Below are 23,526 nucleotides of genomic sequence, written 5' to 3'. Positions count from 1 at the left end.
CCGGTTGTACGAACCCGGATATGAGCCTAATGCCGAATGGTCCGCCGGTTGGGCGAAACCGCCGGCTATCGGCGCTGAAGCGAAGATGAGCACTCCGACTCCGGGTGACCCGGACAACCGCAAGCAAAAAAACTCCCTTACGGCAGAGCAGCCGGGGGAGTTTTTGGTATAGGATGCAAGAATATTATCGATTCAGGGCTGTGAAGTATTGATCATTGGAGGCTGCGGGGCTTGAAGCTCGTAGCCTTTGGCAATAGAGCTCTGCTTGTGAAGCTTGGCGATCAGGAAACCTATCAAACCGCCGACAGCAGAAGCCGGGATGCCGATGGTACCCATTCCGAACATGCTGGCAAACAGGACTTCGAAGAGTGTGAGCCCGGACTCAGGCAGCGCATAAGCGACAAGCCAGGATATGGGATGAATCAGAAGAGCGATGGATACGCCTGCCCAGATGCCTTTTTCTACCGTAATTTGCTTGACCTTATGAAGGACAGATGTCCATACGACGAGCGCAACGACAAAGCTTGAGACGGTGACAACGACAGTAAAAGAGAAACTGAATTTCAAACCGACCGATAAGAGCCAGGCCAGTAAGGAATAGGTGCAACTGTACAGCAAGCTTTTGAATACGTTCATGTGTGATCACCCTGTCGTTTTTAATGGGTTGCAAGCGGTCTCTTCCGAGATAAGGCAAGGCGTCTACTAACTTGGGCGACATACGACTTTACGAGATAAGTATACATCAGAAAAGGCAGATTCGGAACTAGGGAATGTGGAGATTATTATTATTTTTTTGTGAAAGGAAGGGCCTTTGTACCTATCTCATATTCGGCGATGCGCAAATCAAAAACTCCCGCGCTCTGAATGTTAACAGAAGGCGGGAGCATATAGAACCAGGGGGACTGGTTAATCAAGCCGGGTACAGTTAATTATCGTAATTAAAGCAGAATAATCAGTCCGCCGGGAGGCACTGGCAAAGAATGCAGGCCCTGCGTGAACGAAACCAACTGATAAGCCGCTACATTGCCCTTGCAATCGAGAACGGTCATATTCCGCTCACCCGAATCCACGGTGAAATCAGCGACAATCCGGTTCTGCAGGGTTCCGTTTACGAAGATGAAGGAATCCCTCGGGAGCTCGCCGACTTTCACGATATGTTCGGCGTACACGGCTGTAATGGATTTGTGTTCAGCAGCCGCCGTTACGACTGGATACAGCATATCCGGCGATAACGGTGTGAGCTTGCCGCCGAGCAGCACATCCCGGTTGGTCATCCAGAAGCGGAGCCAGAAGCTGACCATCTGCTGGTGATCCTCCGGGAGACGGTCCAGCAGCATGGAGATCTGCGGCACCGAGAACAAGGAGTTGATAAGCTGCAGCGCAGCGCTCTCAACGGGTTCATCGGGGTTCCACATCAGCATGTCCGAGTGAACCGCGGTATCTCCGCTCAGCAGCCGGATGTCGATGGAACCGATCCGGTTCTGGCTGGAGTTGTTCGGGCAATCCGCCACGCGGAACATGTTGCCGTACTTCCTCATCAGCGGACCGATGTACTTCTGCCGGAACTCGATGATGATATCCGGCTTGATACTGCGCAGGCGCGTCATGGTGTCAGTCAGCAGGCGGTCGACCGCTTCCGGTACGGAATCGTAATCTCTTCCGCCGCCGAGAGAGTCCTTCATCTCCTCCGACAGGTTGAAGGAGTCGACGAAATCAAGTTTGAAGCCGTCGAGATCCCAGTCTCGCAGAGCCTGCTCGTAAGTGCCGATGAGGTACTCGCGGACTTCCGGGAAGCGCGGATCGACCACGGCTGTGCCATCGGTACCGTACGTATCGATGAACTTGTTCTCGAACTTCTTGTAAGCGCCGGAATAAGGGCCTACGAACGGTACGGAGTACCATAGGATGTATTTCAGTCCGGCTTCGTGCACCTTGAATACATGAGCTTTCATGTCGGGGATGCGCTCCGGCGACACTTGCCAGTCGCCGCAGTAGGCGTAGCCGCGTTCATTGCTCGTCGTCTGCCAGCCGTCGTCGACAATGACGGCCTCGCAGCCGAGCTGTTTGGCGAGGCGGCACTGCTCTTCGACCTGTCCGGGTACCAGCTCCTGATGGAAGCTGTACCAGGTCGAGTACATCGGCATCCGGGCCGCAGCCGGAACAGGTGAGGGCTCGTATCCGGGCATCGCGGCCCACCACTCGCCGACTTCGCGTAGGCAGTCCGCGTAGAACAGCTCGCGGGTGTCGAGCCGGATGACGGCTTCGTACTCGGTCATCGGGGGGCTCGGCTCCGTGAAGAGCTGCAGCAGGCACTCGAACTCGGCGGTTTCCTCATGGATGCCTGCGCGCATCTTGTGCGGGCGCAGCGCATCGGAGTAGGCGACGGTCAGACGGTTCAGACCGTTTAAGTTGTACAGGCTGTACACGGGCGCAAGCGAGGTGGCTTTCGAATCGAAAGCCGGGCTGAAGTCGATGCGCAGCCCTTTGTCGCGGTTTGCGCCCGGGTCCCAGTACCCCTGGATATCGACTGCGGGATGATTCCAGCGGATCTGGATATCGCGCGGGGCCAGGGGAGTGTCCGATTCCATGCGGAGCCGGACAAGCTCGATTCCCCCTTCGCTGGAAAGGGAAGTCAGGGAGATGCGGAAGCCTTCTCCTCCCTTGACGTTCATGGCGTAAGTTCCGGTAGCGTATGTCATGAATGTTCCTCCATGGTGCATGTGATGGTAAGGCTGCCTGGAGAGCTTGCCAGTCCATGCAGCGTGTTTTCCATATTTACAAAAGTAATCCCAATATTTGGGGTGGGCTTTGCGGCGCTATCCAATCGCCGTTCTTCACAGGCTGTATCTTACAGGCTTCATTTGACTGCCTTATCCTTTGACAGCCGAGCTGACCGTCAGTGCTTTCTCTACTTGTTCGGAGAACACCAGGTAGATGAGCAGTGTCGGAATCGTTGCAATCATCATTACAGCGCCCATTGCGCCCCAATCGGAGCTGAACTGGGTCTGGAAGTACAAGAGTCCGAGCGGCAGCGTCTTGAGTGTTTCTTCACTGATCATGACGAGTGCCATCAGGAATTCGTTCCAGGCGAACAGGAAGACGAAGATACTGACCGATGCGATCGCAGGAATTACGAGCGGCACCATGATTTTGAAGAAGATCGTATAGATGCTGGCTCCGTCGATCTCGGCCGATTCTTCGATTTCGTGCGGAAGCGAACGGAAGAACGCATAGAAGATAATCGTAGCAAAAGAAAGCTGGAACGCCACATATGGCACAACGACCGCCAGGTAGCTGTTCTGCAGATGCAGCGTGCGCTCGATAATAAGCAGCGGAATCAGGATGATCTGCATCGGGATGAACATGCCGATCGTCACATAGGTGCGTGCCGCACCCGCGAATCTCCATTTCATACGGGCCGTTGCATAGGAGAACATGAGCGCGAGTACTACGGTACAGATCACGGTGGCAATGGAGACGATCAGACTGTTTTTAAAATATAGGACGAGATCGAACATTTTGAACGCATTTACATAGTTTTCAAAGCGCCATACTTGGGGCAATCCATATACGTTCGTTGAGAAAATTTCCTCATTGTTTTTAAAGGAATAGAACAGCAGCCAGACCAGAGGATACAAGCTCACCACGACAAAAGCGGAGAGGGCTGCATAAACGGCAGTTTTCTTAAAAGTTTTCATGATGGCCTCCCACCTAATAGCTGATTTTTTCTCTGGCGATAAAACGGTTGATCAGAATCGTGAACAGCAGGCATTCGAGTACGAGAATGGTCGCCGATGCGGCCCCGTAACCGTATTCGTTCGCGCGGAACGCGGCTTTGTACATCATGAAGGTCAAGGTGTAGGAAATATTGCCCGGGCCTCCGTTGGTCATGACGAACATGTTCTGGAACGCATTCAGACCGCCGGTGATGGCGATGATGAGACAGAACTTGTACGTCTCGCTGAGCAGAGGGATCGTGATGCGCGTATGTTTGATCCAGGATGTAGCGCCGTCAATCGCGGCGGCTTCATACAAATGTTCGGGAATCGCCTTGATCGCGGTATAGATCAGAATCAATTGAATCCCGAGGTTCTGCCAGGCATTCGTAAAGGCAATCGCCCAGATGGACGTGTGCTCTCCGGCCAGCCAGGATTGCTGATAATCCAGTCCGAGTGAAGCGAAAATGTTATTGAGAAGTCCGCCGTCCGCATTATAAATGGCAATCCAGAGCTGCGAGACGACGACACCGGACAGAACGACCGGCACGAAGTAGGCTGTTTTGAAGAACTTGCGGCCTTTCAGTCTGGCATTGGACAGGGCAATCGCCAGGATGGTTCCGAGCCCGATCTGATAGACGACCAGAACGAGTGCGAAGATCAGTCCGTTTTTGACGGATACGAAGAAATCAGGGTCATCCATCAGACGGATGTAGTTATCGAGACCGTTAAAGATCGGGGTGCTTAAGCCGTCCCAATCGTAGAAGCTTTTCTGGATCGTTTGAAGAATGGGAATGAAGACAATCACGGTAAATACCAGCAGGGTGGGAACCGTGAAAACCAGCAGCGCCAGATTATTTTTGAATTTTGTGCTCATGGTTTCCTCCTTTTAAAAACAGGTTATCCTCTGCAGGATAACCTGTTTTTATTTCTACCGAATTATTTGCGGGCTAACTCAAGCGCTTTGTTCATGTCATTGATATAAGCGTCTGTTTTACGGTCGACCAGGAACTTCTGGGTGTTGTCTTCTACGGAAGTCTTGAACTTCGCATTGGACAATCCCCAAGGGAAGGTGGTCATCGTCTTGAAGTTAGCGGAATCTGCTACGTATTTCTTCTGAAGAGCACCGTGCGGTGTGTTAGGCTGCGGAGCATCTTTCAGAATCGGGTTTGGATCGCCGAGCAGCAGGATTCTTTGCTTTGCAAATTCAATGGAGAACAAGGCTGCGTATTTAGCTGCGATATCTTTGTTCTTGGAGTTTGCCGATACCGCAAATCCCTGGTTGAACCCGCCGCCGCTGACATTCCATTTCACGGCTTCCGCTTTGTCTTTATCAGCGAAAGGAGCATAGATGATGTCTACATTGTCGCCCATAGCTTTGGTGATATCGTTCATCGCCCAGGCGCCGTTCAGGGTCATAGCCGCTTTACCGGAAGTGAACTGCGCAAGCGCATCTTCCCAGTTGGTGTTGAACGCGCCGCTGCTCAGCAGGCCGGCTGCCGTCAGCTTGGACAATTTGTCCGCTGCTTTGGTGTAAGCGGCATCGGAGAAAGTGCCTTGTCCGCTTTCAAGCTTCTTCAGGCCGCCTGGTTCTTCGCTGACAATAGCCATATCCATCAGCTGTACGCCGGGCCATTTTTCTTTAGCAAAGAGGGAAAGCGGAGTAATGTTTTTGGATTTGAACGTTTGTACGGCTGTCAGGAACTCATCGTAGTTAGCAGGAACTTTGACGCCGTTATCTTCAAACACCTTTTTATTGATGAAAATAAGCGATGCCCACTGGCCCACGTTAGGTACTGCATAGGAGTGGCCGTCTTGGTCCCAGAGAAGAGTCTTGGACGTTTCGTTCAGCTTCTCTTCGATTTTGTTTTCCTTGATTACGTTGTCGAGCGCAAGAATGTTGTTGGATTTCTTGAATACGTCAATCAAACCGCTGGATGCGAAGAAAATGTCAGGCAGATTGCCTGCCGCCGCATACGTTTTGATTTTCTGCTCATCGTCTTGAGCCGCTACTTCAAAATCAACATCAACTTCAGGCATAACTTTCTTCAGTTCGGCTTTTGCCGCGTCATAGACTGGAATGTTTTCTCCACTGTATTGGGCATAGAACTTCAGTTTAACCGCTTCGCCTGCTTTGCCGTCTGTTCCCGTACCGCCAGAAGACTTGTCATCGCCGTTTCCGCACGCTGCAAGCATCAGCACAAGTGCCATGGCAAGCAGGAGGCTCATTCCTTTAACTGCTGTCTTTCTCATCCCTAATCCCCCTTAGGTGTAAGTTCATCTGTTGGTGCAACACTTATTCTATAGGAAATGGGTCTTTTACAGCATGGACAAAACGGCACTCATTTGTACTATTCGGACAGTCTGCTCTTGCGGGTCTCATATTCGCTGGGCGAAAGACCTACATGCTTCTTGAAGGTCTTGCTGAAATAACCGGGGTCGCTGTAACCGACCATCTCGGAAATATCGGACAACCGGATATTATTTCCCGAACTGAGCAAATCTTTGGCCTTCTGCATGCGGACTTCTGTGATGTAATCGTTAACGCTGAGGCCAAGCTCGTTTTTGAAAATTTTTCTCAAATACCGGGAATTGATATACAGATGATTGGAGACCTCTTCCACCTTCAGCTCGTTATTCTTGTAATGCTCGTCAATATAACTGCGGGCAAGAGAGAGCAGCTTGGCTGCTTTGGACAGCTTGCCGCTGCCGGATGCATTCATCGTCGCCAGGTACATGCCGGAAAGCCATTCGAATGTGGATTCGAGAGACGGTTTGTTGCGGATTTCGCGGTAGGGAAGGAAATCGCTGCCGAATACTTCGTCGACCGTTTTTTCCACCTCATAGATATGAGTCAGACACAAGGAAACAAGTCCGGCGAGGATCATGTACGTGTAGTCCCCCGACAGGTGCCGCTCCCGGATGTAATCGTAAATTTCCTTCAGATCGGCCTGTATGCCGTCCCAGTCATGCAGCCGGAGGTGAAGGAGCAAATTCTCGTTAATTTCACTTGGATAAAAGCCGATGTTGGCCGTTCGGGACTCGACGGCTGAATAATCAATCACTTCATCCCCGCTCAGAGCCATCCGGTTCTGCAGAGCCACGATGGACTCCATATACGATTTGCGGATGGAGGCGCAGCCGGCTCCGGGATTGCCCAGGCCCACTGTCACATTAAACCCGAAATGCCGTTTGATAAAATGGTACAGCTTCCGGAACGGATCACGCATCTGCGCGGGCATCTGTTCTTCGGATTCCGTCATCATGATCGAGATGACTCTGCCCTCGGGGCCGTTAAAAACCAGATGACTGCCTTCTAACTCGATGAGATCACTAAGCAGATTGGCGATAATGTATTTACGGAAGCGCAGTTCGTTGGCATCAGGCAGCTGGTCCTGCGTGTGTACGATTTCAACGGAGGCTACCCGGAAATAATTCAGCTGTGCCGGAATGCCGAACAGCGCAAAGTTCTTGTGCAGCTCTTCTCCGCTGCTATATTCGTCGCTAATCAGTGAGTTGAGGAAGCTCTCGCGAATCAGGAGATGGTCCGCCTGTTCCCGGTTTTCGCGGTGTTTCCTCTTATCGAGCGACTCCTTTACTTTGAGCAGGGTCACCAGCAGCTCCTCTTCGGTAAAGGGCTTCAGGATGTAATCAACCACCCCGATCCGGATCGCCCTGCGGGCATACTCGAATTCGCTGTGTCCCGTTACAAGAATAACGGCCAGATGGGGGTGGATTTCCCGGACCCGCTCTGCAAACGTCAGACCGTCCATGAACGGCATATTAATATCTGCGAAGATAATATCGGGAGAGTGGGTCTCCACGAGTTCTAGGGCTTCCAGGCCATTCTTAGCTTCCCCGCATATTTCAAATTCATAGGAATCCCAATGGATCGCATGCCGCAGGTACTTGCGGAATACGGCTTCATCATCAGCAATAATTACCTTATACATCTGAGCTGCCTCCTCTTTTGACAGGTGAGGGAATCGTGACGATCACGTCAGTCCCTATGCCAGGCTCACTTGTGACTGTGATTCCGTACTGCTCTCCGAAATATAATTGAATCCTTTCGTCTACACTCGCCAGACCGAACGAGATTTTCTCTTCCTGAGGCCGGTTTAATAAGGCAGCCAGACGCTCCGGCGCAATCCCGACTCCGTCATCTTTAATCTCGATAATAGCCAGCTGGCCTTCCAGGCGGCCCTGAAGAATAAGCTTGCCGAAGGTGCCCTTCTCCTTCAGGCCGTGGTAGATCGAATTCTCAACCAGCGGCTGAAACGTGAGCTTGGGGATTAAATAGTCCATCAACTCTTCGGGCACATCGATCTGGAAATCAAACGTATCGGAATAGCGTGTCCGCTGGATAAGCAAATAATTGTAAACATTCCGGATTTCTTCACGCACGGTTATGATTTCTTTGCCGTTGCTTAGCGCGATCCTGTAGAAATCGGCCAACGCCTTGGTGGCTCTGCTGGCCTCATCCGGTTCCCCGGATTTGCAGAGCACATAGATCAAATCGAGTGTGTTATAGAAGAAATGCGGCTTGATCTGCTCCTGCATCAGAGCCAGCTCCAGCTCCCGCTTCTTCTTCTGCTCGATCTCTACTTTGGCGAGCAGATCCTTCACCCGTCCGATCATGAGATTGAAGCCGGAGCCAAGCATACCGACCTCATCGGAGGTTTTGACCTCGATCGGCCCTTCGAAATTGCCGTCCCGAATCCGGCTCATGTTCTTGGTGAGCTTGATGACGGGACCCGCAATAACGCGGGACAGGATAAGCGCGCCCGCCAATGCCAGCAGAACACAGACCAGGCCGATGATGATAATCGCGGCGGATACTTTACGCGTATCTTCGGTCAAAGCTTTGAGCGGGGTTTCGTTAAACAGTTTCCAGTCCAGCTTTTGAAAATTCATCGCGGTGACAAGCCTGTCCTGATTGCCGACTGTTCTAATCTCCGCAACGGTCTGTTCAGACTTGGCGAGAGCTGCAATATTCTCATCCTCAATCGGCTGAAGGATATTCTTCTTATCGAGGGAGGAGACGATCACTCCTTCCCGGTCGGCGATGTAATAATCGCTTTGTTTCACGGGGCCGATTGTGTTATAGACCGAGGAGAGAGCCTGTTCCTTAATATTGAGGACAAGGACGCCCAGGCTATCCATCGATTCGGTGTCCAGAATATTTTTGCCGAGAGTAAGGACGGGTTGGGTCTTATCCGAGACCAGGAAATCTCTCACCTGCAGCGGGAACCATAAATGCTTGCCGTTTGATCCCCCGATTTCGCGGATCAGCCGGCTTTCGAGTGCCTTATCCAGCCCGGCCTCCATCTGGCTCTGGGTGCTGTAGATCTGGTTGCTTTTATCAATGAAGGCCGCCGATTCTATATCGGGGAAAGTCATCAGAGCGAACTTCAGCTTGTCCTCAATCTGCTGACGGTACACGAGCTCATCGGCCTCCTGCGGGCCCTGGCTTTCCGGCTGGTCCGGGTTAGGCTGTCTGGGCGTGCGGATGACGCTTTTATTCAATTCCATCATAATCATATTTGCGGAGCTCTCCGCATTGGTCAGGATCATATCGATCCGGGTGACGATCAGCTTGGATTCGTCCAGTACGTTCTTTTTGGTTTTTTCCACAATGCTCTGGGTATACACGTAGTAAGAAATTAGACCAAGTAAGAATAGCGGGATGACGACAAGCGGGATAAAAATAGTCATAATTTTATTTTTAATGCGCTGTTTACGGAACCAGCCCGTTAATTTGGCTTTCATGAGGTTTAGATCTCCTTGTTTTGCTGTCGTGAGGCCTGCGAACATGCAGGAAGGCTTATAACCTGCCATGTCGTGTTATTTTAGTATAGTTGATTTGGTTGGCTTCATGCGACCTATATCGTCATTAATCGAGTTTTTTCAACAAAATTCTTACAAATTTAGATCGCGTTGATTTTTATGATGCTTGCATAGGATAAGACGGTTTATAAGACTGCATTATAATGGATAATTTCAGAAAATTTGACTTTGTCTCCAGGCTCTTTTACGATTAAAACAGGATAAAGTTAGGTGATTAAACTATTCGATAATGGAACTATTTAGAGGAGAGAAGGTAAACCGATGCCAGTAGAACCGCGAATCGGATTTATGCTGAGGCAAATGAATGCGGCTCCACAACCCGATTATGAGCAGTTGTCTGCGGATGAACTCCGCCGGAGTAAGAATCCGGTCTATGTGTCTGAAGAGGGAAGAGAGGAAGTACAGCAGGTCGCGGACCGCGCAATTCCTCTTGAAGGCCGTGACGTGACCGTCCGGGTCTATACACCGGAAGGAGAGGCGCCTTATCCTGCGCTGGTTTACTACCATGGTGGAGGCTTCGTGCTGGGCAGTCTCGATTCACACGATTCGATCTGCCGCAACTTGGCCAACTCTGTCCATGCCGTTGTCATTTCCGTCGACTACAGGCTCGCTCCAGAGCATAAATTTCCGGCTGCGGTTGAGGACGCTTACGAAGCCCTGCAGTGGATTGCGGAGCATCCGGACGTATTCGGCATCGACTCGGCACGCATGGCTGTGGGGGGCGACAGTGCCGGAGGCACGCTCGCGGCAGTGACCTCTATCAAGGCGAGGGACGCGGGCAAGCCAGCCCTTCTTTATCAGCTGCTCTGCTATCCGGCCGCAGGTTTTGAAGAGGAAGATCCGGCCTCACTGCGTGAGAACGGGGAGGGTTATATTCTAACTGCCGGCATGATGGAATGGTTCTCGAAGCAGTATTTGAACAAGGAAGAAGAAATCCGGAACCCGTATGCGTATCCGATTCATTTTCAAACGGAGGATTTGACGGGGTTGCCGCCTGCAATGGTTGTGACGGCCCAGTATGACCCGCTGCGCGACAGCGGACAAGCTTATGCGGAGAAACTGATGAACGCCGGAGTAGAGGTCGTTTATAAAAACTATGAGGATCTCGTGCACGGATTTATGAATATGCACCAGCTTGTGCCGCGCACTCAGGAAGCGCTGAATGAAATGTCTTCCCAACTCCGGCTGGCTTTAGGAACAAACGGGGAAATCAATTGATTTATGCTCTAGCGACGAGGATGCCGGTCTGTGCGGAAGGTTACTTTCAAGAAGAAAACGGAGGCGATCGAGATGAATGAATTGTTTTCCATTGAGTTTCTGAGGAATCCTTACCCGACTTATGCTTATTTACGGAGCAATCAGCCCGTTATGTATATGGAACCTTTGCAGACATGGTCTGTATTTCAGTACGATCATGTCAAAAGTGTGCTGTTCGATCACGCGAATTTCTCCTCCGAACACCGGCTGAAGCCTAAGGACCCCGATCCGGCTTCAGTCGCCGATCATGCAGACAATACGGACAGCAGTGCAGGAGGCTTCAGTCTCATTACGCTGGACCCGCCGCGGCATACCCAGCTCCGCTCGCTTGTCAGCAAAGCGTTCACGCCCAAGGCCATAGCTGCGCTGGAGCCCCGGATCGCCGAACTGACCCATGAGCTGCTGGACAAAGTCAGTGCCAGCGGTGAAATGGATCTCATCGGAGATTTCTCCTACCCGCTCCCGGTTATAGTGATTGCAGAGATGCTCGGTATTCCGAGCGGGGACCGTGAGCAGTTCAAGCACTGGTCGGACGAAGTGGTGGCCTCTGCAGACAACTTCGCGGGAGAGCAGAGCAGCGAAGCGGCGGATGCGCGCTCGGCTATGGATGATTACTTCCGCAGCATCATCGCACAGCGCCGTCTGAACCCGCAGGATGATCTGATCAGCGCGCTGATTGCTGCGGAGGACGCGCAGCATCACTTGTCGGAGAAGGACATCCTGTCGTTCTGCGCCCTGCTGTTGGTTGCCGGGAATGAGACGACGACCAATCTGATCGGCAACGCGGTACGGTCGCTGCTGGATCATCCCGAACAGCTGCAGAAGCTGAGAGAGCAGCCGGAGCTTCTCCCATCTGCGATAGAGGAAGTGCTCCGCTACCGCTCTCCTCTGCAGGCGATGTTCCGTACGGCAGCGCGCGATGTCGAGATTGGCGGCCAGAAGATCCGTGCCGGCAGCCGGGTCGTGGCGTGGATGGGGGCCGCCAATCACGATGAGCAGAAGTTCGAAGATGCGGGCACCTTCGACATTACGCGCAGCCCGAACCCGCATATCGCGTTCGGGCATGGGCTTCACTTCTGCCTCGGCGCGCCGCTTGCCCGCCTGGAGGCGAAGGTCGCGCTTGAGGCGATCCTGGAGCGCCTGCCGGATCTTGCCCGCGCGAACCAGGAGCCGCTAACGCCGGCTCGCGGGTTCATCGTGCATGGCGTCAGCAGCCTGCCGCTGACGTTCACTAAGACGCCAGCGCGGGGCGGCAGCTAGGGCGGGTATAAGCTCGCACAGCGCGGCGAGCAGCGCTGGTTCTGATTATTCTTCAGTCTGCTGCAAGAATTGGGATGCCGGCTGTTAGCAGGGTTGTCGCGATTTTCATAACCGTTCGTTCCGGTCAGACAGGACAGACGGGAATAAACAGACGATAGAAGCACAAAAACGGAGGCCGGTTGGCCTCCGTTTTTGTGCGGCATTAAAGAAAGACGGCCCGGCTTTACGCCGACCCGTTGTGATTATGATTCGTAAGAATAGGAAGCATTTTGACCTGCTTCACCATCTCAGATTTACAGATCGGACAGAGGGGGACTTCATTAAACGAGAAGTTTTCCCGCATCCAGCACACACAGCTTTCTTGGCTGCAGGCCCAAACGGCAATTTCTTCTTCTGGAACAGGTTCCATGTTCTTTTTGGAATAATGCATAGTGACCCTCCTTCATTTCGTCGGCCTACTTCTATAGTACGCAAGACCGTACGTGAACTTGACTGCCATGAAAAAGAACTGCCTAATCCCAGGACAGGCAGTTCCTTCTATAGATTGTGTAGTTGCTTATAGTTTAACAACGTTCTCAGCTTGCGGTCCGCGGTTGCCTTGAACGATGTCGAATTGTACGCGTTGTCCTTCGTCGAGTGATTTGAAGCCCTCACCAGTAATTGCGCTGAAGTGTACGAATACGTCTTTGCCGCCTTCAACTTCGATGAAGCCAAAACCTTTCTCTGCGTTAAACCATTTTACTGTTCCTGTTTCCATTCTTGGAAAACCTCCTAGAAATTTAAAGATTCATTCGTATCGATTTAGGAAAAAAGTTCACACATTACAAAGTGTACCCATTCCTGCGTGATATCCTTTGTAATATGTGAACTGATTTCTAAACTTATACGAATAACTCATTTTACCATATATTTTGTGTTAAAGCAACTTGCCGGGGTATCCCCGAAGATAATCCTTATAACCCGGAAGAAGGGCTATGTATGCCATAAACCCTTGATATAAAAGGATTTAAGGCGTGTTCTCCTTGAGTGGAAATGGTCGTATCCTATGAAACATTTTGAAAATGCTGGTATACGGTGGAAAAGAGCAGCTGGTAAAAATCAAGAGTAAATTTAACCAGCTTCTTATCTCCGCATAGGAACGAATCGGCATGAGAAAATAAGGAACAGCGGACAAACGGCTGCTGTCCGTAGCGGCGGATTTGGTTCGTACATAGCACTGCCGTATAAGCGGTACCGAACAGGCGGCGATTCATTGAAACGGTTTCAATTCTTTCTTAAACGTTTCTCCTTTGTATAGAGCGGGTACTTGTACTTCTAAGGAATTTTCCATTTTAGAGGGAGAAAAGGTCGTTTGCATTCAAGGTGCATCTAAAGCCTTTGTGCGGCGGACGCCCGTCGTTTGTATAAACCCTTCATCACTTTAAAGGCCTTGAATGATACGACGCTTTCTTCCGCCATAACGAGGAGGGAATGTGTATGAAGAAAAAAGCAAGTTTATCACTGCTGATGTCAGTCAGTTTGCTTCTCTTGACCGCCGTTCCCGCAAGCGCGAAACAGGAAATGATAGAAGAGCCGAAACTGTCCTTCCCGGTTATCAGCGATATTCACGTATCGGTTGACCGCCCGGAATCTCAAAGTAAATTTAAAGCGGCTGTGGAGGATCTGTACCGGATTGATCCGAACGCGGATGCGCTGGTTATCAACGGGGATTTGACCAATGGAACAGCTAAGGATTATAAACTGCTGAGCGAAATATGGAAGCAGGTACCGCTTCCGCCCCGGACCTTCGCCAATATCGGGAACCATGAGTTTTACTCGTCTTGGCTGAATAAGGATGGCGACTGGAGTCCGGATTCTTTTCCGAATAAAGTGTCGGATTCCGATTCCATTCAAAGCTTCCTTAAATTTGCGGGAGAACAGAAAGTTTACCGGGAGGAAATGGTTGGCGGTTATCCGTTTCTCTTCCTGGGCTCGGAAAAATACCGGCAATCGGATCCCAGTATCGCGGAAGATGCTTTCTTATCGGATAAACAGCTGGACTGGCTGAAAGAACGGCTAGCGAAGCATGGCAAATCAGCCAAGCCGATTTTCGTTTTCCTTCACCAGCCCCTGCCGGATACAGTAGCGGGTTCATCCGTCAAGTCTAACCAAAGAGCCGTTGTACAGCATAAGGAACTGAAAAGTATATTGTCTGAATATCCCCAGGTTATCTTCTTTACGGGCCATTCTCACTGGGAACTGAATCAGCCGAATACGCTGGTGAATGACGGATTCACAATGGTGAATTCCTCTTCAGTTGAGCGGCCGTGGTCTTCTGATGGCAACGGTGGAGAGAAGCAGCTCGGTGAGGAAGAAAGTGAAGGTCTCTATGTAGAGGTGTATGAAGACTCGGTTTCTATTAGAGGCCGCGATTTCAAGGAAAAGAAATGGATTACCGAAGCGCAGTATACGGTGCCCATCCGGAAATAATTTCGGCCTATAGGGAAATCGGTCGTTAGACGTGACAGGGAGAAGACAGCGGCTTTTTTAATGGAAAGATCGGGACAAGCTTGCCCCTATGAGATACTTAAGGCATCGGCCAACGGCCGGTGCCTTAGCTTTTTTAAGCGTGCGGGTGATTCGCTTTGTGCAGTATAATGAGGACAATAATAGAGGGACAGGAGGATCGGACGAATGGGATATCTGTATTTAGCCATTGCAATTGCTGGAGAGATTCTAGGCACGACTATGCTGAAATATTCGCAAGGATTTACAAAACTGCTGCCCAGCGCCGGGGTGGTCCTGGGATACGGATTCGCCTTTTATTGTCTTTCGCTTGCGCTTAAAACCATGCCGCTGGGTGTGAGTTACGCCATTTGGTCAGGAGTCGGAACCGCTTTAACAGCGATTATCGGGTTCCTTCTATGGAAGGAAAAACTAAGTGCCGCGGGAGTGGCGGGGATTGTGTTCATTATTTTGGGTGTTGCGCTGCTCAATATTTCCAGTAATACACACGCGTAATAAGGGGGACAGCCGTATCTGAGGCGAGTGGGCCTGCGGTTATTTTTGTATATATGCTTAGTCTGCAGGCTGAACAGTCCGGGAATCCCCGAGAACCCTATCTGAAATTGCTCGGCAAACGTATTTGCTGGCGCTGATGCTTCTTCATCCGATGAGCAATATTGCAGCTGCTGCCGACTCTCGCAGCCAGATGCGGTAAAGATGCAGCACCGGGTCTCGGCATTCCGGATTTAGTAGTCCCTGCCGGTGATCCCGGCTTACCAAGCGGTTACAGCTGCGCAATGCCTGATTACGCCATAAAGGGGCTGCTCCCAAGTCATCCTATGACTTAGGGAACAGCCCCTTTATGCATCGTTGCAGCTCGTTCGCTTTATCTCGGCGGCTCATGCATTTCCTGTGATAAACAGGTAGGCGGAGTAGAGGGCAAGAACCACGATCGCAGAAGCGACGAAGGCTTCCGCCGGCCGGTACATGGAGATAGGGCCGCCTCTATTTGTACCGGAGAATGAATAGAAGAGCAGGCCAAACGCGTACAGCATACAAACGTAGAGCAAATTATTTATACCCGCCGCATAGAGCAGGAACAGGGAGTAGAGAAAAGCCGTGCAGCCGAATAGCAGCTCGCGCGTACGCACGGATGACCATGTGGCGGAGGCTGCATCCGGCAGCTTATCCGCAGAGTGTCCGTAAGCTTTACCGCTCAAGGCCATTTTAACCAGAAAGAGAGCGGAGAGAAGGTACGGCATCAGGGCAGCGGTAGTCGCTACCAGGTAGAGCGCGCGGTAAGTTGAGGATGCCAGGACCACGAGCAGCAGGAACAGCTGCACCGTCCCCGTCGTCATCCATAAAGCGGCAGAGGGAGCTCCCCTGCCGTTCTCACGGGACAGCCAGCGCGGCATAATGTGCCGCTTGGAGGCTACGAACAATGTCTCCGCCGACAAGAGTGACATGCCGAGCAGCAGCCCCAGCAGGGAGACGATCAGCCCTGCGTTGATCAGCAGAGCCCCCCATGGACCTGCCGCGGCTTCGAGCACATAAGCGGCAGACGGGGTCTGCAGTCCCGCCAGCTCTTCTCTGCTCATCACTCCGTAGGAAAGCAGAGAGAGCAGCATGTACAGGACGAGTGTGCCGATCAGCCCGATAACGGTTGCTTTGCCGACATCGGACTTGCGCTTGGCGCGTCCTGACAGGACGACGGCACCTTCTACGCCGAGGAAGGCCCAGACGGTTACGAACATGGCCTGCTTAATCTGGCCTCCCACATCGGTCAGTCTGACCGGTTCGTATGGAGAGGATACGGCAGTCGTCCACAGATCCGCCAGGAATGTCGGAGAATGGAAGAATACAGCCGTAATCGCGATGAAGACAAGCACAGGGATGAGCTTCGCCATGGTCACCACGATATGGACGGAAGTCGCCTCTCTCATACCGGCTAACTGCAGGGCATGAAGGAGCCAAATGAGAATGGAAGCCAGAAGAATGGCAAGGAGATTGTTGCCTCCGTCAAAGATAGGGACAAAATAATCGAGCGCCCCGAAAAGCAGCACAGAGCTTGCGACTATCGTAAGCATGTTAGCAAGCCAATACCCCCAGGCGCTTATAAAACCGACAAAACGGCCGAACCCCGTCTCGGCATAACGGACAATTCCATTATCCAGATGAGGCAGCCGATTAGCTAGACTTTGAAAAGTAAGGGCGAGCATGATGACTCCGAGACCGGTAAGCACCCATCCGATCAGGGCCGCGCCGCTTCCCGCATCCTGCGCCATATCGGCGGGCATGCTGAAGATTCCGCCCCCGATCATTGAACCGACGACAAGAGAAATGAGCGGAAGCAAACCGAGTTTGCGCGGTTCGTTAGACATTTAGAAGGACTCCTTTATTGCACCTTTTGTATACCTATGTTGAGTACAGGGATGTATTATAGAGGGTTTAATCGGATAAAGCAATGAAGGATAAATGGCATTTATGAACCTGCAAGATACGATCAAAAAAGAGCGCGGGAGCTGTCCCGCACTCTTTTGCTTAAGTGGACTGCTGAGTATGCAGGTATGCAAGCATGCAAGTCTAAGTAGTGATCATTCCGCCGCCGTTGACGTGGATAGTCTGACCGGTCACATAGCTGGAATCATCGCTGGCCAGATACACATAAGCGGGGGCCAATTCAAAAGGCTGACCGGCACGCTTCATTGGCACATCCGTCCCGAATGTGCTCACCGTCTCCGCCGAATAGCTGGAAGGGATAAGCGGTGTCCAGATCGGACCCGGCGCGACTGCATTCACCCGAATGCCCTGCTCGACCAGGGAGAGAGCGAGTGAGCGGGTAAAGGAGACAATGGCGCCTTTGGTCGATGAATAGTCAATGAGATCCTTCTTACCCTGATAAGCGGTAATAGAGGCGGTGTTAATAATAGCGGATCCGCACGGCAGATGAGGCAGCGCAGCCTGGGTCATGAAGAAGAAAGGGAATACGTTGGTTCTGTACGTGTCCAGCAGCTGCTCCTCCGATATGGCCAGAATACCCAGCTGCGGGAACTGGACCGCATGATTGTTAACGAGTATATTCAATTTGCCGTAAGCCGCCAGCGTCCGTTCAACAGCTTCGCAGCTGGCCTCTTTACAGCGCAAGTCCGCTTGGATGAGGAGGCAGCGGCGTCCCAGCTGTTCGATTCGGGCTTTGGTTTCTTCGGCATCGCTCCACTCATAGAGGAACACGATAGCCAGATCAGCGCCTTCTTTGGCGAAGGAAATCGCAGCCGCGCGTCCGATACCGCTGTCGCCGCCTGTAATCAGGGCGACCTTATCCCGAAGTTTGCCGCTGCCGTTGTAATAAGGATTCTCCGAGATGGGTCTTGGGGACATGATGGATTCTATCCCCGGCTGGCGGGCCTGGTGCTGCGCGGGAAAGGAGATCGGCTGCTCTTTACAGACGGTTTCTTTGCCTACATAAGGATAAATGGGATACATGACAAACCTCCTGGAACACATTGTTGGAACTTACTTATGCAACAATGTATTCCGCCCGCCCAGAAGGGTGCGTAATCCGCCGGTGTCCCGGCCCGGCTGCATTAGAGCTTCCGTAGCATATCCAGGACGCGAAGGTAGTAATCGTCCGGATGGGGAACGAAGTCCTCTTTGCGCACGATACGGGCGGTAAGGACGGGGAGCGGGGCAGCCGCTGCGCCAGCGGCAGATGGTTCGGCTGACACCCCGCGGATCTCGATTGAGCCCGCCTTGCCCTCGAAAAGCGCCGTCAGCTGCTCTAAATCCGCTTCATACAGGCCGGCGACTTCTTCCTGCTGAAGCTTATACGCCGTTAGCGGAAGATCGCTTGAATAACCGAAGACATGGCAGATTTCCCGGTCGATAAAAGGCTTGCCTGACACGGTACCCCGCGCTTCATAGCGGGTCGTGAACAAGAGTGACAGAACATCGAAGTTTGCGGAAAGCCCGAGCTCCTCTTCGAGCTCGCGTGCCGCTTCACGGATCGTTTCACCCGCAGTCATGTGGCCGGCGGCCGTTATATCATACAGATCCGGGAACGTGTCTTTGGTAGACTGGCGCTGCTGGAACAAGACCATCCGCCGGTCGCCTTCCGGCCGTACGAGCCAGCAGTGAAATGTCTGGTGCCAGTACCCCTTGGCATGTACCTCTGCCCGGGGGGCTGTGCCGATGTGGTTGGTTTCTTCGTCATAGATATCGAATATTTCCTGGTGCATGGAAAATCCCTTCCTTCTAACGTTGCTGGAATCTAAACGAAATATATCATATAAATCCGAAGAAGGACCACTCCGGGCGCATGATGGAGCGGATTCATCCAGGGGGGTACATTCAGAATGCAAAATAGAGCTGAGTCGGCGGTTCATCCGCTTGCCGTTCTTCCCCGGCATGATTAGGCTCTTGCTCTAGCGGCAGCCATGGCACCTCCAGCGGGAACGGACCGGTTTCACGGACTGAGTCGGAGGGGAGAGCGTCTTGGGTGTCCGCCCCATCTTCCTCTTCCGCATCGCCAAGCCCATACCGCTCCCTGAGCCCGTCGATATAGTGCTGGACGGGGGCGCGGTATTCCCTGGGCGCATAGGCCGAACGCTCGTAGAGCTTGGCGTATGCGCCCGTGAGATGAGGATAGTGCCGCCGGATAGACTCGAAGAACCATACCTTCACATCGGAGGCGCTGAGCCTGAGGTACGAGGTCATCACAAACTTCGCGCCGCTCTCGGCAGCGGCTGCGAAAAGGGCTTCAAGCTCTTGCCGCCCATCCGTTATATATGGGAGCAGGGGAGCCGCGAAGATGCCGACGGGAATGCCGGCATCTGCAAGCCTGCGGACGGTCTCCAGCCGTTTGGCAGGGGATGGCGCCCCCGGTTCAAAATTCCGCCAAACGGCTGTATTTAGCGTATTCAGGCTGATATTCACAGAAGTAATCCGCATCCGCCGGAGCAGATCCAGGTCCCGCAGAATCAGCGGGGAGCGGGTCGTGATGGAGACGGGCACCGGATAATCCGCCAGCACCTCCAGGCATCCGCGCGTCAGCTTCGCTCTGCCTTCGGCCTGCTGGTAAGGATCGGTTGCCGTGCCGATCGCTATGCGGCCTATGCCCGCCAACCCTTTGCGCGAGCGTTCCGCTTTGCGGAGCTGTTCCCGCAGCGCTTCGGGGGCGTTGGTCTTCATCAGAATTTGACGCTGGAACGTATCGTCTCCGTTCATCCCGAGAAACGAATGCATAGCACGGGCATAACAGAAGCTGCAGCCGTGCTGGCATCCGCGGTAAGGATTGATCGAGTGCTCAAACGGCATGGAGGGTTCTTTAACCGGATTAAGGACTTGCTTGGCTTTTACTTCTTCATATTGGACTGGATTCATGGATTCAGGAGCCTCCCGTTGGTCGTCGAAACTCAAATAGGAACATATGTTTCCTTTTAGTGTATCATAAATATGGCTGCCTTGAATACCGTCTGTACGAGAAGAGACTTCCCCAATAAAATCCATAGTCGTGAAAAGCTTGTCCGATCCTGTAAACTGGAGAGGAAACAGGTCGGTTTGGCGCTTGACAAAATACGCAGACGCATTGTATTCTAATACAGGTCGGTTTTGACCGGCATTATTTGTAGCGGAATATGCTGGTGTAGCTCAGGGGTAGAGCAACGCACTCGTAATGCGTAGGCCGGGGGTTCAATTCCCTTCACCAGCATTTTTATAAACATATGAACTTGACACTAACGCGGTTTCTCGATTAACGAGGAGTCGCGTTTTTTAACTGTGCGATCCTATACCAAATGCCCTGCCGGAGAGACCGGCAGGGCATTTTTTATTTGGACCCGTATTTAGAGAGCACTTCTTTCTTCAGGTTATTAAATTGGCCGACTTCTCTTCCGACATAATCAAGCTTGTCGAACTCCTGCAGCGTATACTTTGTCGTTTTATAATCGCTTTCCTTAGCAGGCTGGCTAATCGTTAAATCGAATTTCCCCTGGTACAGACCTCTAATGGCGTAGACCCCTTCGGGTGATTTAGCTAAGAAGAGCATATATTTCCCGCTTGCGGTCATGTTTTTGTACCCTTCCGTATTTACATACATCCCATCCTCCATATAGCCCGGTTCATACACGGTAATGATGTCACCGGGATTAAGATCTCCTTTAAAGGACTGGTTTACTTTCACATCGACTTTACCTGCCGCATCAATCTTATGGCCATTCTGAGTGAATTCTTCTACTTTAGCCGTGGATACAACTTGGGCTTCTACAATTACTTTTGAAAAAGACTCCAGTTCTTTAAGATCTTTATATACCTTATAGTCGGCTTGAGAAGTGGATAATAGAAATCCCTCCTGATTAACGGATTTTTCAGATTGCATACGGGTTGGCGGGTATTGGTTTACCGATGCATAACTTCCGGCTAGAAGCAGGAGCAAGCCGGTTACATACAGCCGTTTTCTATTAAATAAAATCGAGTTCATCCCCTCTTATGTTAGACAAATTAAAAATTCTACGTCTTAAGAACTAGAGCGTTTACCGCCTACTGTCCGATTGAGGTTGTTCTACATGCCATAACGAATCATTTGATCGAAATGTTACATAATTTTCCTGAATGATTTATTTGAACACCTGACAGAAATAGAGGTCCGTTATTTTTCAGTAACGCGCAGGAGAACGGACAAAAAACGTCTGCGGGATCCACAGACGTTCCGTTCTTTTGGAATAGGAGTTAAAAATTAGCAGCAGTCAAAAGGAACTCTTACCGAGCGCCTCATTAATCACAGCCTGGATCTCCTTACTGATCTCTTCCTTGCTTTTATCCGCCGTAACATCAGGCAGTTTGCGTCCATTCACAAAAAACGCCGGTGTCTCTTCAGCCCCCATTAACAACGCTTCATTATGATCGCGCGATACCGCATTGTAGACACTGACGGTATTCAGTTCCCGCATGACCCGGTCAGCATCAATCCCCGGCAGACGGGTCTGGATAAGTGTCGCGAGGTTGGCGGAGGTCCAGCTCGCCCCCCGCCGAGAAGCGATTTCCCGGAAATATTTCTGGAAGGAGAGAGGGTTCTGTCTGAATATGGCTTCTCCTGCGTAAGCAGCCGTTTCCGAGTCCTCCAGAACGGGATAATGAATGAAACGGAAGCGTATCTCGTTATTCATGACGGAATCTTTGAACGCTTCATATATTTCGTCATGAAGCTTGAGGCATTCGTTATCCGTAACGGCGCACACTTGCGCAATTTCTACCTTGGCTTTCGTGCTACCCATGATCGGACGTCCTGCGGAGGGGGCAGGGTCTTTCAAGTCCAGGAGTTCCAAAACCGCATTACGGTTGTCTTCTTTATACCGGTTAATTGCTCTGGCCTCCGCAAGATCCATAGGACGGACTGTAACCGGGATTTTTTGTGCTTGAATTTTCTTTTTAGCGGTACTGATTTCTCTTTTATCGACCCATATAAGGGTAAAAGCCTCTGCTTCTTTGGAGAAGAATGTGGATCGTATTTGCAGATGATTGGTTTTGCCGCCCGACATTCGCGGCTCGAATGCAACTTGGCTGACAGAAGACCAGGGCGTGAGCTTCTCTCCGCTCCAGAATCTGTTTACGTGTATGCCATCCTTATCCAGGTACTGGTAGGTGAGCAGGCTGAGTACAGATATTGCAGCGACTGCTGCATAAGTACCAAGCAGGATTGCTTTACTTCTGCGTGAGCTTCCCATCCACCAGCCCAGCATGACCAGAAAAGCAATCAGAAATGCGGGCAGGATATTAACGGTTGAATAAAATGCCCACCCGTCTTGAGGGAAAAAGAGCCGTCTTTGCAGCCAATCCAGTATGTAGTGAAGCACGGCTAAACCAGCCATGAATAGAAGGACCTTTAATAACTGGGCCCAGAAGCCGGGTTCTTTTATTTTTTTGTACCCGGCCGGAAGTTTCTTTCTTTGCCGTTTTTTCCCCATCTTGCCTCCCCCTTTTTTGGAGCCTAGGTTTTTCCGGGCTTCCTTACAGGTATTGTTACGATTCATTCATGTACAGGTTTCTGCTGTTAGTATTTCTTGCTTTAAAAGATCAGCAGGATTGAAGATATGCTCTAGCAATCATAAACCTCCTAAATGATTTTGTAACAGCCGATATAGGAAAAAAATGGGGAGAACGAAGATTTAAAACCGACATGTTTCGAACATTTCGTGTGAGGTCTTATAAAAGAAAGGCAATCATCCGATAAACGGGTAGAATGATGCAAGCAGCAGACAAGCGTAAACCGGATATTAGATTCCCGTCACATTTGCCGCTTGGATAACGGCAGCCGTATCCGCGATTACAGCGAACTCTTCGTGAAGATTCGCAAGCGTCATTGCATGAATATCCTCGGCCGTATAAAGTTTACCGTCCGGACCGATCCGGTCAAAAGTTGCGGCGGCATCGGATACAAGGATGGTAGGAAAGCCCAGATTGCCTGACATGCGTGTGGTTGTCTCGACGCAGTGATTCGTGGTAAGTCCGGCCGTAACAACACAGTCGCAGCCCAGACGGCGGAGCCGCTCTTCGAGATCTGTGCCGATGAAGCCGCTGTTCACGGATTTGCGGAGCACCAGCTCATCCGGCAGCGGCAGCGCTTGCTGCTTAGGCAGGACGGCTTCGGAATATTCGCGGAACAGGGAGTCCGGGGATACACCGATATGGTGGATATGAATGACGGTCCGTCCTGTCCGGCGCCACGTCTCGAGAAGCCGTGCGATATTGGCTTCCGCCTGAGGATTGTTTCTGCGGCCGTAACGCGGATGGTCGAAAGCCCTTTGAACGTCGATAAGGAGAAGGACGGCGTTGCTGCTGATTAGCATACTAAACAGCTCCTTTCATTTCTGCTTATATTTTACGTGGCAAAGCAGGGATGGAACAGATTATACTGAAAGGAAATGAACGCCTCATCCATTTCTTTGTAAGTCGCTTGCGATAATAACTT

21 protein-coding genes and 1 tRNA gene are annotated in these 23,526 nt (G+C 51.5%); 6 read left to right on the top strand and 16 right to left on the bottom strand.

Annotation, left to right across the window (positions count from 1 at the left end; translation table 11 throughout):
* Window positions 1-4: 4 nt before the first annotated feature.
* Complete coding sequence (locus AR333_RS24770; protein WP_156430967.1) at window positions 5-172, top strand: hypothetical protein; 168 nt, start codon at window positions 5-7, stop codon at window positions 170-172.
* 20 nt (window positions 173-192) lie between these two features.
* Here AR333_RS24770 and AR333_RS19595 read toward each other — a convergent pair whose 3' ends face one another.
* From AR333_RS19595 to AR333_RS19565, 7 genes are all read right to left on the bottom strand, one after another.
* Window positions 193-636, bottom strand: a complete 444-nt coding sequence (locus AR333_RS19595) for a hypothetical protein (RefSeq protein ID WP_068777069.1) — start codon at window positions 634-636, stop codon at window positions 193-195.
* Window positions 637-938: 302 nt separating this feature from the next.
* A complete protein-coding gene (locus AR333_RS19590) occupies window positions 939-2,699 on the bottom strand; it encodes a glycoside hydrolase family 36 protein (RefSeq protein WP_084783863.1) in 1,761 nt (586 codons plus the stop codon).
* 171 nt (window positions 2,700-2,870) lie between these two features.
* Complete coding sequence (locus AR333_RS19585; protein ID WP_068777068.1) at window positions 2,871-3,698, bottom strand: carbohydrate ABC transporter permease; 828 nt, start codon at window positions 3,696-3,698, stop codon at window positions 2,871-2,873.
* Window positions 3,699-3,711: 13 nt separating this feature from the next.
* Window positions 3,712-4,593 carry a carbohydrate ABC transporter permease gene (locus tag AR333_RS19580; protein WP_068777067.1) on the bottom strand — a complete coding sequence of 294 codons (882 nt, stop codon included), beginning with the start codon at window positions 4,591-4,593 and terminating at the stop codon, window positions 3,712-3,714.
* Window positions 4,594-4,655: 62 nt separating this feature from the next.
* Window positions 4,656-5,969 carry an ABC transporter substrate-binding protein gene (locus tag AR333_RS19575; protein WP_068777066.1) on the bottom strand — a complete coding sequence of 438 codons (1,314 nt, stop codon included), beginning with the start codon at window positions 5,967-5,969 and terminating at the stop codon, window positions 4,656-4,658.
* Window positions 5,970-6,067: 98 nt separating this feature from the next.
* Window positions 6,068-7,669, bottom strand: a complete 1,602-nt coding sequence (locus AR333_RS19570; protein WP_068777065.1) for a response regulator — start codon at window positions 7,667-7,669, stop codon at window positions 6,068-6,070.
* Window positions 7,662-9,485 carry a sensor histidine kinase gene (locus AR333_RS19565; protein WP_068777064.1) on the bottom strand — a complete coding sequence of 608 codons (1,824 nt, stop codon included), beginning with the start codon at window positions 9,483-9,485 and terminating at the stop codon, window positions 7,662-7,664. Before AR333_RS19565 ends, AR333_RS19570 begins: the two co-directional genes overlap by 8 nt.
* 339 nt (window positions 9,486-9,824) lie before the next feature.
* Here AR333_RS19565 and AR333_RS19560 point away from each other — a divergent pair, with 339 nt between their 5' ends.
* The gene (locus AR333_RS19560; protein WP_068777063.1) at window positions 9,825-10,781 is read left to right on the top strand and encodes an alpha/beta hydrolase; all 957 of its coding nucleotides are present in this window, start codon (window positions 9,825-9,827) and stop codon (window positions 10,779-10,781) included.
* Between the two features lie 30 nt (window positions 10,782-10,811).
* Window positions 10,812-12,080, top strand: a complete 1,269-nt coding sequence (locus AR333_RS19555; protein ID WP_253735914.1) for a cytochrome P450 — start codon at window positions 10,812-10,814, stop codon at window positions 12,078-12,080.
* A gap of 223 nt (window positions 12,081-12,303) precedes the next feature.
* Here AR333_RS19555 and AR333_RS19550 read toward each other — a convergent pair whose 3' ends face one another.
* Entirely contained in the window at window positions 12,304-12,510 is a 207-nt protein-coding gene (locus AR333_RS19550) for a cold-shock protein (protein ID WP_068777062.1), read from the bottom strand.
* A 126-nt stretch (window positions 12,511-12,636) separates the two neighbouring features.
* A complete protein-coding gene (locus AR333_RS19545; protein ID WP_068777061.1) occupies window positions 12,637-12,837 on the bottom strand; it encodes a cold-shock protein in 201 nt (66 codons plus the stop codon).
* Window positions 12,838-13,556: 719 nt separating this feature from the next.
* On the opposite strand from AR333_RS19545, the gene AR333_RS19535 reads away from it, so the two are divergent.
* A complete protein-coding gene (locus tag AR333_RS19535) occupies window positions 13,557-14,549 on the top strand; it encodes a metallophosphoesterase (protein ID WP_068777059.1) in 993 nt (330 codons plus the stop codon).
* Between the two features lie 204 nt (window positions 14,550-14,753).
* Window positions 14,754-15,080 carry a multidrug efflux SMR transporter gene (locus AR333_RS19530; RefSeq protein WP_068777058.1) on the top strand — a complete coding sequence of 109 codons (327 nt, stop codon included), beginning with the start codon at window positions 14,754-14,756 and terminating at the stop codon, window positions 15,078-15,080.
* Window positions 15,081-15,463: 383 nt separating this feature from the next.
* Here the strand turns inward: AR333_RS19530 and AR333_RS19525 are convergent, their stop codons facing one another.
* The 4 genes from AR333_RS19525 to AR333_RS19510 form a co-directional block, all read right to left on the bottom strand.
* On the bottom strand, window positions 15,464-16,945 hold the full coding sequence (locus tag AR333_RS19525; protein WP_068777057.1) for a basic amino acid/polyamine antiporter: 1,482 nt from the start codon (window positions 16,943-16,945) through the stop codon (window positions 15,464-15,466).
* Between the two features lie 202 nt (window positions 16,946-17,147).
* On the bottom strand, window positions 17,148-18,047 hold the full coding sequence (locus AR333_RS19520) for an SDR family oxidoreductase (protein ID WP_068777056.1): 900 nt from the start codon (window positions 18,045-18,047) through the stop codon (window positions 17,148-17,150).
* A gap of 101 nt (window positions 18,048-18,148) precedes the next feature.
* A complete protein-coding gene (locus AR333_RS19515) occupies window positions 18,149-18,799 on the bottom strand; it encodes an NUDIX domain-containing protein (RefSeq protein ID WP_068777055.1) in 651 nt (216 codons plus the stop codon).
* Window positions 18,800-18,911: 112 nt separating this feature from the next.
* On the bottom strand, window positions 18,912-19,943 hold the full coding sequence (locus tag AR333_RS19510) for a radical SAM protein (protein WP_084783857.1): 1,032 nt from the start codon (window positions 19,941-19,943) through the stop codon (window positions 18,912-18,914).
* A gap of 256 nt (window positions 19,944-20,199) precedes the next feature.
* Between AR333_RS19510 and AR333_RS19505 the strand changes: the two genes are divergently transcribed.
* A tRNA-Thr gene (locus AR333_RS19505) sits at window positions 20,200-20,271 on the top strand.
* 117 nt (window positions 20,272-20,388) lie between these two features.
* Here the strand turns inward: AR333_RS19505 and AR333_RS19500 are convergent.
* The 3 genes from AR333_RS19500 to AR333_RS19490 all read right to left on the bottom strand — a co-directional run bounded on the left by AR333_RS19500 (window position 20,389) and on the right by AR333_RS19490 (window position 23,398).
* A complete protein-coding gene (locus AR333_RS19500) occupies window positions 20,389-21,039 on the bottom strand; it encodes a hypothetical protein (RefSeq protein WP_068777054.1) in 651 nt (216 codons plus the stop codon).
* 265 nt (window positions 21,040-21,304) lie between these two features.
* The gene (locus AR333_RS19495) at window positions 21,305-22,522 is read right to left on the bottom strand and encodes a thioredoxin domain-containing protein (protein ID WP_068777053.1); all 1,218 of its coding nucleotides are present in this window, start codon (window positions 22,520-22,522) and stop codon (window positions 21,305-21,307) included.
* Between the two features lie 309 nt (window positions 22,523-22,831).
* On the bottom strand, window positions 22,832-23,398 hold the full coding sequence (locus AR333_RS19490; RefSeq protein ID WP_172798909.1) for a cysteine hydrolase family protein: 567 nt from the start codon (window positions 23,396-23,398) through the stop codon (window positions 22,832-22,834).
* Window positions 23,399-23,526: the final 128 nt, after the last annotated feature.

It is taken from the genome of Paenibacillus sp. FJAT-26967 (assembly GCF_001541095.1).
GTDB lineage: Bacteria > Bacillota > Bacilli > Paenibacillales > NBRC-103111 > Paenibacillus_F.
Note: the sequence above shows the minus strand (reverse complement) of the source record. Positions and strands in the feature narration are given on the sequence as shown.